This is a genomic window from Pseudoalteromonas sp. S1609, assembly GCF_005887255.1.
Lineage (GTDB): Bacteria > Pseudomonadota > Gammaproteobacteria > Enterobacterales > Alteromonadaceae > Pseudoalteromonas.
Map to the genome: position 1 here is coordinate 1 of NZ_PNDJ01000091.1, position 11,266 is coordinate 11,266.

Consider the following 11,266-nt stretch of genomic DNA (forward strand, 5'->3'; position numbering starts at 1 on the left):
AGAACCCTTCGGGCAGCGCCTGTTTGGCATTGATGCTGCGTTATCGCCTATTTATGGGGAATAACCACACCACATAGGCTCTGCCTTGCCTAAATACCAAACAGACTGCTGCAAATTTAACCTTGAAAGATCAACAGACCCTAAGCTATTAAAAAGCCACACTATTTAGTGTGGCTTTTTGGTTTAAGCTACAGCTTAAAACTTCATTTCAATTTTGCCGTATACATAACGGCCATTAAAACCAAATGGTGAAAAGCCCGAGTACGAGAACAAGCGAGAGAAAGTGGTTACATCGCTCACCAGCTCACGAGTTGGATCTGGGTATACATCAAACACATTATTAGCGCCTAAGCTAAGAGTAAGGTTATTATTAAGTGCATAGGCAACATCTAAATCGGTGATCCATTTAGGTTCTAACACTTCGTTACGCTCTGGGTTTTCAGACGAGTCTTGTGTTTCACCGTAGCGAGTGCTGCGAAGTGTGGTGCGCCATTCGTTAAGTGTCCATGTTGCGCTAAGGTTGTATTTATTGCGCGGTGTGCTCACTTCAAAACGACGTAGCTCGTTACCCGAGAACAAATTATCTTGCTCAACCCCAACATTTTGTAATTGTGCTGGTGGGTCAATAATATCGGTGACTTGGTTTTTACCGTAGTTGTAACCTAAGTTAAAAGCTACATCACCGTAGTTGTCGGTGATTAAATTATAAGAAGCCACGACGTCAACGCCACGGGTTTTGCTATCAATCGCGTTTAAGAAAAATCGACCTTGGTTAGCGCCGGTGCCCTCAAGTAAGCTTGCAACGCCTGCGCCCGATAAGTTATTTGATAACACAATACGGTCATCAATTAATATTTGGTAGTAATCAACAGATAAGCTGAAGTTGAAGTCGGTTGACCACGTAAAGCCTACCCCGTAGTTAGTAGCTTCTTCTGCGTCTAAACCCGGTGAACCCAATGCAACGGCAACATCGCTGCTTGGCGCAAAGGTACCTGTCTGTGTTGGTTCGCCATCCACAAATACAGTCGCTACCGAGGTAAAGTATTGCTGTTGTAGAGACGGAGCTCTAAACCCAGTTGATACAGAGCCACGCAGTGCTAAGTCTTCTGTAAGTGTATAGCGAGTGGCAATTTTACCATTAAGCGTGTCGCCAAAATCAGAGTAGTCTTCGTAACGGGCGGCTACGGCAACATTCCAGTTATCTGTAATAAAGGCTTCTAAGTCAACGTAAAGGCTAACATTGTGGCGGCTGTTATCACCCGCAGATTCAGGTGTGAACCCCGGGAACACTTGTGAACCTGCAGAGCCGAATGGGCCATTAACCGGATCGGTCACGGCACCACCTGGGCCAAAATTACCACGCGCATAAGAGGCTTCTTCACCTGCTTGAATTTCATACCCTTCGCGGCGATACTCAGCGCCCACTGCCACGTTAATTCCGCTGGCTAAAAAGTCAGCATCAATCTCACGGCTAAAATCAAGATTAATAGTCAGCTGATCGTAAGTTAGCGTGCCGGCATCAAAACTGGTTTGGCTACTTGGCCCATATGAAGTGTTTAAACTATTAATAACACCAAAGTTAAAGGCATCTTGGCCATATACAGCAGAAGCATCGTAGTTCCATTCATTAGCAAAGCCTTTCACACCTAAAGCCAATGAAAAGTCATCAATGTCTGAGGTGATCACCGGCAAAAAGCCATCAGGGTATATTTCTGTAACGTTACGGCTGTCTTGGGCGCGACGATAAAAACCACCGCCTTCGCCTTCACGTTTACTGTATGAGCCAAAAGAATAGAGCTCAGCATCGTTAGCTAGCTGATAACCTGCGTTGTAAAACAGCGCAAAGTCTTCAACAGTGCCGTTACCAAAGTTATGGTTGTAACGATCCCATGTGAATTCGCGTGGGTCGAGAGAGCCATCAGGTAAACGAGCGTAGTTTTCGCGTTGGTCGTAATCAGAGCGGTTGGTAGAGCTGCGATCGCGATATTCACTAGAAATACTCAAAAAGCCGTTATCGCCTAATTCAAACCCCATATTACCTTGCAGAGTTAAGGTTTGGCCGTCGGTAAGCGAGCGGTCGCTGCCCTCAGTAAAAGCTAAGTCACCATTTGCGTCCTCAGAAACCGACTGTAACTGCGCGACACCGTCCATATCGGTAATATTTGCACCATATACGGCACCCAAACTACCCCCACTGCTATTGCTTTTAAGGACGATATTAATCACCCCGGCAATAGCGTCTGAGCCATATTGAGCTGCGGCGCCGTCGCGTAATACTTCAATACGTTCAATCGCGTTTGCAGGTATGGCGTTTAAATCAACCGATGACGAGCCTCGACCCGTTGAGCCGTTTAAATTAAGTAGCGCGTTACTGTGGCGACGTTTACCATTTACGAGCACTAGGGTGTGATCAGGGGCTAAGCCACGCAGTTGAGCGGGGCGTACATGATCGCTGCCATCGGTAATTGATGGTTGGGGGAAATTAAAACTTGGTAATAACGTACTTAATAGTGCATTGGTTTCTGTTTGCCCCGAACTTTTTAAGGCATCATTACTAATAATATCAATAGGAACAGGGCTATCTTCAACTGTGCGGCCTAGTCGGCGAGAGCCAATTACACTAATTTGTTCAATGTTTTCTTGCGCCTGAGTCTCTTGCTCAGCAGCGTTAGCCGTCCATGAGCCTACAAGTGCAGCGGCGATACTTAAAGTGATGGTCTTTTTTGCTGTAAATAGCGGTGTAATTTGCATAACTAATTTCCCTCATTCGATGCTCTTCAGGTGGTTTCAATATAGTGTTTGTTAGAATAATGAACTAATTGAAATTACTGTTGCCAAATTAGACCATTTTTACAATCGAGGTCAATTGAATTACATTCAATCTACAATTTATTTACAGCAAGTAAGGTGAGGTGTTTATAATACCGAGGCGTAAGTAGCCATTTACCATTTAATTCTGCCAATCAACATATCTTTAAACATGACCCAATCACCCAATAAACTGTAAAACGGGTGCTTAAATGTGGCGGGGCGGTTTTTTTCAAAAAAGAAATGCCCAACCCATGCAAAGCCATAACCAATCACCGGTAATAACCATAACAATACGAATTGTGAGCTAATAAGCGCATAGCTGGCTAGTAACAACACTAAACTACTGCCAATAAAATGCAGTCTGCGACAGGTTTTATTCCGATGCTCTTTTAAATAGAAAGGGTAAAAGCGTTTAAAGCTAGAAAAGGATTTAGTTTCTGTCATTACTCAACCTGTTAGTGTTTAAAAGTTATTCATTTATTTAAGCGCAATTTAGCGCAGGTTAACAGCGATAAATGACGTTTACCGCATCTCAATAGACAAAAGCAGTAAAAGTTAATAGGTTAGGTTCACTATAGATAAAATAATGATAAAGCAATGCTTAAAAAAACACTGACCTGTGCGGTTGTAATCGCACTTGCGGGTTGTTCACAACCTGCAGAAAACACCACTCAAAATAAAGTAAAAACAGCTATGAAAGCAGTTAACTCACTAGATTACCCTGAAACTAAAAAAGGCGCTGTGGTTGACACTTACTTTGGTGAAACCGTGGCTGATCCGTATCGCTGGTTAGAAGATGATATGAGTGATGAAACGGCTCAATGGGTTAAAACACAAAACAACCTAACCTTTTCGTATTTAGAACAAGTGCCTTACAGAGACACACTCAAACAGCGCCTTGAAAAACTAATGAACTACGAAAAAATCAGCGCTCCGTTTACTGAAGGTGATTACACTTATTTTTATAAAAATGATGGCCTGCAAAACCAGTACGTTTTATACCGCAGCAAAGACGGCGCTGAAGTTGAAGTGTTCTTAGATCCTAATACTTTTAGTGAAGATGGCACCACTTCAATGTCGGGTTTATCATTTTCAGAAGATAGTTCATTGTTAGCGTACCAAATCTCAGAAGGTGGTAGTGATTGGCGTAAAATCATTGTTATAGACACCGAGACCAAAGAGCAGGTAGAGCAAGCACTAGTTGATGTTAAATTTAGTGGCGTTAGCTGGCTAGCGAATGACGGTTTTTACTATTCAAGCTACGATAAGCCAGAGGGCAGTGAGCTTTCTGCAAAAACTGATCAACATAAAGTGTATTACCATAAGTTAGGCCAAGATCAAGACGAAGATACTTTAGTATTTGGCGATACAGCAGAACAAAAACACCGCTATGTGGGCGCTAAAGCAACCAAAGATGGTCGTTACTTGTTTATTAGTGCCAGCGTATCGACCTCTGGTAATAAGTTATTTATTAAAGATTTAACCAAGCCAGATAGCGAATTTGTGACCGTAGTGGGTAATACCGACTCTGATACCAGCGTAATTGATAACGAAGGCAGCAAGCTATTTTTGGTTACTAACTTAAATGCACCAAATAAAAAAGTAGTGACGGTTGATGCAAGCAATCCACAGCCTGAAAATTGGCAAGATTTTATCCCAGAGACTGAAAATGTACTTAATGTAACGCTTGGCGGAAATACGTTTTTTGCCAACTACATGGTTGATGCTATTTCTAAAGTGAAGCAGTACAACAAAAAAGGCGAATTGATCCGCGAAATTAGCTTACCAGGTGTTGGTACAGCGAGTGGCTTTGGCGGTAAAAAAGAGCAAACTACGCTTTATTACTCGTTTACTAACTACAAAACGCCAGGTACAACTTACAGCTTTGACGTGCAAAGCGGTGAGTCAAAAGTATACCGTAAGTCAGGGATAGATTTTAATAGCGATAACTATACCTCTGAGCAAGTATTTTATACCTCTAAAGATGGCACTAAAGTACCGATGATTATCACTTATAAAAGTGATATTAAATTAAATGGCAGCAACCCAACTATTTTATATGGTTATGGTGGCTTTAATATAAGCTTAACACCTCGCTTTAGCCCTACAACAGCGGCTTGGCTTGAGCAAGGCGGCGTATACGCAGTTGCTAATATTCGTGGTGGTGGTGAATACGGTAAAGAGTGGCATAAAGCAGGTACACAATTGCAAAAGCAAAACGTATTTGACGACTTTATTGCTGCAGCTGAATACTTACAAGATAAAAAATACACCTCTAAAAAACGCTTAGCACTGCGTGGTGGTTCAAACGGTGGGTTATTAGTGGGTGCTGTAATGACCCAGCGACCTGACTTGTTTCAAGTTGCGTTACCTGCGGTAGGCGTATTGGATATGCTTCGTTATCATACATTTACAGCTGGCGCTGGTTGGGCATACGATTACGGTACTAGCGACCAAAGTAAAGAAATGTTTGATTACTTAAAAGGTTACTCGCCAATTCATAACGTAAAAGTAGGGGTTGAATATCCGGCGACTATGATCACTACAGGCGATCATGATGACCGCGTTGTACCGTCGCATTCATTCAAATTTGCAGCTGAACTTCAAGCGAATCAAGCAGGTACTAACCCAACGCTTATCCGTATTGAAACCAATGCAGGCCATGGTGCAGGTACACCAACCAGTAAAATTATTGACCTTTATGCCGACATGTACGGTTTTACGCTTTACAACATGGGCATTAAATCACTGTAGTGTGATTTTATAAACTAACGAAAAGCCGAGTTACGTATGTGACTCGGCTTTCATGTTGACTAACCTGAGTTCAGATTAGCTAACTTATTGTATAGGAGAGAACAACCGTTGATAGGTTTTATAAGCGTATTCGTCGCTCATACCGCTTAAATAGTCACAAATAATACGCATGCCTTGATTATGTTTCTCAGCTTCAAGGTACAGTGCTTGCGTGGTTTCGGGTAATAAGCGCAGCGGATCACTGGCAAACGCAGTAAATAATTCTATGAGTAGATTTTGCCCTTTAAATTCTATTTGCTGCATTTGTGGGTCGCGTATTAAACGCTGAAATACAAAGTGTTTGAGGATCTGTAGCACATTTTCGTATTGCTGATCTAATTTTGCGGTGTGCTTTAAAATAGGGCACTCAAATTCATCGTTTTGGGTATCTAAATGAATATGAATAATAAAGGTATTCACCAGTTCGCCTATGGCGTCTTTTCGCTCATGTTCATACTTTGAAAATAACCGCTTGGAGAGTGATTCCAGCAAAGTGTTTAACCAGTCATAGTCAAGTGCTTGTAAATGCGGCAATGCATGGGTTTGCCAATCGTCTAAACTGAGCACATCCGTCGCTATGGCATCTTCAAGGTCGTGAACGGCATAAGCAATGTCATCAGCCAGTTCCATAATAGCACTGTCGAGTGATTTATAACGGGTTTTAGCGCGGTAAGCATCTGCGTGTTCTTGGCTAGATAATAACGCTTTATCACTTGCGCTAAGAGGCTCAATAATCCAATTAAATATCGCGGCATCGTCATTATAAATACCTTTGGCTGGACGCCAGTCATCGGCTTTAATAAATGCACGCTGTTTATTTTCTTGTGGGATGTTATGCCAAAGGTTATCGATAAAAGCTGGGTACTTAATAAATCCTAACAAGGTGCGTCTAGTTAAGTTCATGCCGTAGCCGTTACTGTAGGGCTCTAGCTTTGCCACAATGCGCAGTGTTTGTGCGTTACCCTCAAAACCACCATGATCACGCATCATATAGTTAAGTGCAATTTCGCCACCATGCCCAAACGGTGGATGACCTATATCGTGCGCTAAACATAGGGTTTCGAGCAATCCAGTAGATGGAAAATGTTCAAAGCTTGGATGTTGGGCCTTTAAATGGCGTAATATGCCGGTGCCTATTTGCGAGACTTCTAATGAATGGGTAAGGCGTGTACGGTAAAAGTCGTTTAAGCCAATACCCATTATTTGGGTTTTAGCTTGAAGACGCCTAAATGCAGCAGCATGAATGATTCGTGAGCGGTCTATTTGCCAAGGAGAGCGGTTATCGTTAGGGCGGTGCTTATATTGTTCAATTATTCTATTTTGCCACTGTTTATCCATGTCTCAACCTATCAATTCGTCTTCGGCTTTAGCACTTAGTATATTATAAATTGTAAGCAATAGGTGTATGAATTTTATTCGGTTGTTCAGTATTCGCGTTTATAAAGTGGCTTAGGTATAATGATGTTTCGTATGTATGTGACTACACCATACATAACTTAGAGTTAAATTGAGATAATACATGTTAAAAACTATTTTTCAGTTGTTGTTAGCCGCCGTTGTTATTTGGGCGTTGACCCTTCCGTTTATTGATGCTGATGAACTAGTATCAGACGAGCAAACCAGCACTAACGATATTAAAAAACAGAAGAAGAAAGAAAAACCATTGCACAACGTTAAGTTGCCAAAGTTCTCAGAATTCACTGATGTGAAAGAGAAAAAACATGCGTTTTTTAACTTTATTAAGCCTCATGTAGAAGCCGAAAACAAAAAGATTTTACAACAACGTGCAAACCTTGAAATTGCACGCATGATGATAGAGCACAGTGAACCGCTCAGTAAAAAACAAACGGGTGATATTAAAAAAATACTTAAGTCGTACGGATTATCTGAAACCTTAGATACTATTACTTTAAGCCAAGCACTGCGCCGCGTAGACATCATTCCTAAAGAAATGGCCTTAATGCAGGCAGCCAATGAGTCTGCATGGGGTACTTCGCGTTTTGCACGAATTGGCTTAAACTTTTTTGGCCAATGGTGCTACAAAAAAGGCTGTGGCATGGTACCAAGAAGACGTAATAGTGAAGCCGAGCATGAAGTGGCTGCATTTAAATCGGTACGTGCAGCAGTAAGCTCTTATTTTAAAAATATTAATACCCACAATGCTTACAAAGAGTTACGTACTATACGCGAAGACTTACGCGCACAACAAAAACCTATTTTAGCGACTAAATTAACGTATGGTTTAATGTCTTACTCTGAACGTGGTGAAGCGTACATTGAAGAATTAAATACAATGATAAATCAAAACCGAGCGTACTTTAATGAATAAAATGGTATTAAAATTAGTTACAGCCAGCTTTTTTGCAATAGCCCCTAGTAGTGCGGTTGCTAAAGAGTTTGTAATGTCGTACGACGGTTTTTACGACCGTTTAAAAGTGGTAAACAAAGGGGACTTTCAGTACGCCCGCGTAAACTTTTATATTAGCGATATTGGTACTAACGAAGTATGTAGTATTAAGAGTGGTACTATTTTAACTGAAAAAAATGAGTACCCGCTTAATTATACCGACAAAGCGCAATTGCTATTACCGTTCGATAAACAGCTCGATACCGATAAAGCGGTGATTGTAGTTCAGCCAAAAAATCCGGTTCACGACTGTCAGTTAAAGTTACAAATAGAAGCTAATGAACTAGATGGACTGGCGTTATCAAAGCAATCGTTATTAGTTATTAATAATGAGCTTGAAGAGCTATTAACAGACCTATCTGGCTTTTTTGTTAGCAAACTAATGTGGTTTTTATTGCCTGAACAAAAAGGCGTGGTTGTTACCTTTAAAACTCCAAAGCAATTTGATGATGAGCGTATAACATGCGAAAAGTCAGTGTGTTATTTTGAAGTAACCGATAGCTGGGAAGATAACACAACCATATTAGCTGATATTAACGAGGTTGTTAAAGTAACGCCTTGGATCAGTAAGTAACCATAAAAATGGTAAACGTATAAAAGCGGCATCAACTATGATGTCGTTTTTTTATGACTAAATTAAATGATGGCAGAGGGGGCTTTTGCTAACAAGCTTTTTTCATCGTGGGTGACCACTCTATTTCGGCCTGTTTCTTTAGCAAGATAAAGCCGTTTATCGGCTTGCAACAACAGTTCTTGCATATTTAGTTCGCGCACTAACATGCTACTCACCCCAGCACTTACAGACAGTGCAATGCTATTACCATTAAAATAAAACGGGTATTCATTAATGCTACTACAAAGCTTTTGAGCTAACAGCCTAGCTTGCGCTAAGTTCTGTTGATTAAGAAAAATAGCAAACTCTTCTCCGCCAATCCGAGCAGTAACTCCAAGCTCAAAAAACAATTCGTTAATATGTTGTGCAATCCACTTTATCGCTTCATCGCCAGTTTCATAGCCGTATTGGTCGTTCACTTGTTTAAACAGGTCAATATCGAGCATGATCAACGATACTCTGCTGTTAAGAGGCGCGGTTTTAGTTATTTTTTTACATAAACGGAAAAATCCACGCCTGTTTAAAAGCTGCGTTAAAGGATCGTGATTCGCTAAATTTATTAGTCTAGACTCAGCATTAGCAAACTTAATAAACGGTAAAATTAGCGCAGTAGCGGTAGTTAAAAATAAATGCGTTACCAATAACAACTGTAATCCAAAAGCTAAGCTGGCTTGACTTATTTGGCTTGAGTAGAGCAAAACAAGGAGTACAACTTGCAACAGCATCACCACACTGTGTATTGCAAAACAGGCAACGAGTAAGCGTTGTTGGACTACAGCAACACTTGGAGTTTTAATCATTAAATACGCAGCGTAACTAAATAATACAGCAGTAATAATACTGGTAATAATTTGCCCTGCATCAATAAGGTACACTGCAAGTAAAAGCGTGCAGCACATGGCGCTTGCATAGTATAAAGGCGTTAATTTTATCGCGGGCGCTTGGCTTTGTGGTATTAACCCTAAAATAATGAGTAATGGGCTTAAAATAATAAAAACGTAAGCAAAAAAATGGGTTAATAATGGAAACTCAATAAAATCTCTTAAACCAATTAGTGCAATTGCGGTAATAAACGAGCAACAGGCGGTAGCAAAAAATAAATAGCAAGGTTGTTTTTTGTATCTATAAACAGAAAAAAAGAACACAGCAATAAACAAGTTAAGAATAAAACAGAGGCTAATTAATGTAGGTAAATGAAGCATGTTTAAGGGGCTCTTTTAGCTAATTGAAGGCGTTTATACAGCTATAAGTATTAGGTAGTAACACAAAAATAGCAAGAGGGTAAAAAGTATTAACTTTACCCCCTACTACAAACTTAATCCGTTAAGGCCAGTAGCTAGACTAAACTTTCTAATGCAGCGTCAATTTTAGTAAAGTGAAAACGATAGTTATGGTCTAATGCTTTTTTAGGTACCACATACTGGCCGGTAGTAAGTAAGTCGGCCATTTCACCCATTAATATATTAAGCACCCCAGCAGGCATAGGCATAAACGCAGGGCGAGATAATGCTTTTCCTAATGATTTACTAAACTGCTTGTTACTTACCGGCTCAGGGGCTGTAGCGTTGATAGCACCAGATATTTCTTTATTGCGAATTAAAAATAAAATGAGCTGAACCATATCATCTATATGGATCCACGACATACCTTGCTCACCATTGCCAATTGGACCACCTACACAAAGCTTAAATGCTGGTAACATTTTACCAAGCGCGCCGCCTTTTTTAGCCAATACAATACCGGTACGTAATAAGCACACTCGAGTTTCGTCAGACTCAGCCTTTAAAGCTGCTTGCTCCCAATCTTTGCACAGTTGGTGGCTAAATTCATCATGAGGCTCTGTATTGTTTTCATCAACTAGTCTGTCGCCTTGTCGACCATAATAACCAATTGCACTGCCAGATATAAAAGTATGTGGCGGGGTATGGCACTGCTTAATAGCATCACTAATCGCTTGCGTAACAATGATTCGGCTATCGCAAATGACTGCTTTTTGTTTATTACTCCAACGTTTATTTATAATAGGTTCACCGGCTAAGTTAATAACCACGTCAACGGTATTAAAATCAACATCTTCAAGGCTATCAATAGCGTTAACCTGGTGCCCTAACAATACTTTTGCTTTGGTTGGGTTTCTGCTCAGTACAGTAACATCGTGGTGGTGCAACAAGAAAGGGCAAAGGTGCCTACCAATTAAGCCTGTGGCGCCAGTAAAAAATATATGCATTGCAACTCCGAAATTATAAAAAAAGCAGGATGTTTAAAATTTATACTCTCCAGCTCAACGATTTGCAAACTTATACGTACCAATAATTTTTATGATCACCTAGGGTCTGTTGGTCTTTGCGGATTAATATTTGTTCAAACTAGGGGCAATTTAATCGCGGCGGGAGGTTTGTAACCTAGTGGGCTAAGTCAAAACCGAGCAACAAAGAGTTAATTGCCCCTAGGCAGAACCCTTTGGGCAGCGCCTGTTTGGCATTAATGCTGCGTTATCGCCTATTTATGGGGAACAACCACACCACATAGGCTCTGCCTTGCCTAAATACCAAACAGACTGCTGCAAATTTAACCTTGAAAGGTCAACAGACCCTAGTTAAACTCTGATCTATATACGGCAAAAAACGGTTAATTTATTGTGC

General features: G+C 40.7%; 8 protein-coding genes. 3 read left to right on the forward strand and 5 right to left on the reverse strand.

Translation table 11 applies throughout. The annotated features are described in order from the left end of the window. Window positions 1-195: 195 nt before the first annotated feature. Together CWB76_RS18080 and CWB76_RS18085 are read right to left on the reverse strand one after the other, a co-directional pair. Window positions 196-2,751: a TonB-dependent receptor plug domain-containing protein gene (locus CWB76_RS18080; RefSeq protein WP_138609479.1), complete on the reverse strand. Its 2,556-nt coding sequence runs from the start codon at window positions 2,749-2,751 to the stop codon at window positions 196-198. Between the two features lie 192 nt (window positions 2,752-2,943). Continuing rightward, window positions 2,944-3,255 (reverse strand): Mpo1-like protein, encoded by a 312-nt coding sequence (locus tag CWB76_RS18085; protein WP_138609481.1) that lies wholly within the window; start codon window positions 3,253-3,255, stop codon window positions 2,944-2,946. Window positions 3,256-3,408: 153 nt separating this feature from the next. Here CWB76_RS18085 and CWB76_RS18090 point away from each other — a divergent pair, with 153 nt between their 5' ends. Next, the gene (locus CWB76_RS18090) at window positions 3,409-5,565 is read left to right on the forward strand and encodes a prolyl oligopeptidase family serine peptidase (protein ID WP_138609483.1); all 2,157 of its coding nucleotides are present in this window, start codon (window positions 3,409-3,411) and stop codon (window positions 5,563-5,565) included. A gap of 84 nt (window positions 5,566-5,649) precedes the next feature. On the opposite strand, the gene CWB76_RS18095 is transcribed toward CWB76_RS18090, so the two are convergent. After that, on the reverse strand, window positions 5,650-6,942 hold the full coding sequence (locus CWB76_RS18095; RefSeq protein WP_138609485.1) for an anti-phage deoxyguanosine triphosphatase: 1,293 nt from the start codon (window positions 6,940-6,942) through the stop codon (window positions 5,650-5,652). Between the two features lie 181 nt (window positions 6,943-7,123). Between CWB76_RS18095 and CWB76_RS18100 the strand changes: the two genes are divergently transcribed. Then, window positions 7,124-7,933, forward strand: a complete 810-nt coding sequence (locus tag CWB76_RS18100; protein WP_138609487.1) for a glucosaminidase domain-containing protein — start codon at window positions 7,124-7,126, stop codon at window positions 7,931-7,933. After that, entirely contained in the window at window positions 7,926-8,585 is a 660-nt protein-coding gene (locus CWB76_RS18105) for a DUF2987 domain-containing protein (RefSeq protein WP_332871403.1), read from the forward strand. Before CWB76_RS18100 ends, CWB76_RS18105 begins: the two co-directional genes overlap by 8 nt. 62 nt (window positions 8,586-8,647) lie before the next feature. Here the strand turns inward: CWB76_RS18105 and CWB76_RS18110 are convergent, their stop codons facing one another. Together CWB76_RS18110 and CWB76_RS18115 are read right to left on the reverse strand one after the other, a co-directional pair. Continuing rightward, complete coding sequence (locus CWB76_RS18110; protein ID WP_138609489.1) at window positions 8,648-9,826, reverse strand: GGDEF domain-containing protein; 1,179 nt, start codon at window positions 9,824-9,826, stop codon at window positions 8,648-8,650. A gap of 134 nt (window positions 9,827-9,960) precedes the next feature. Next, window positions 9,961-10,851, reverse strand: a complete 891-nt coding sequence (locus CWB76_RS18115; RefSeq protein ID WP_138609491.1) for a TIGR01777 family oxidoreductase — start codon at window positions 10,849-10,851, stop codon at window positions 9,961-9,963. Window positions 10,852-11,266: the final 415 nt, after the last annotated feature.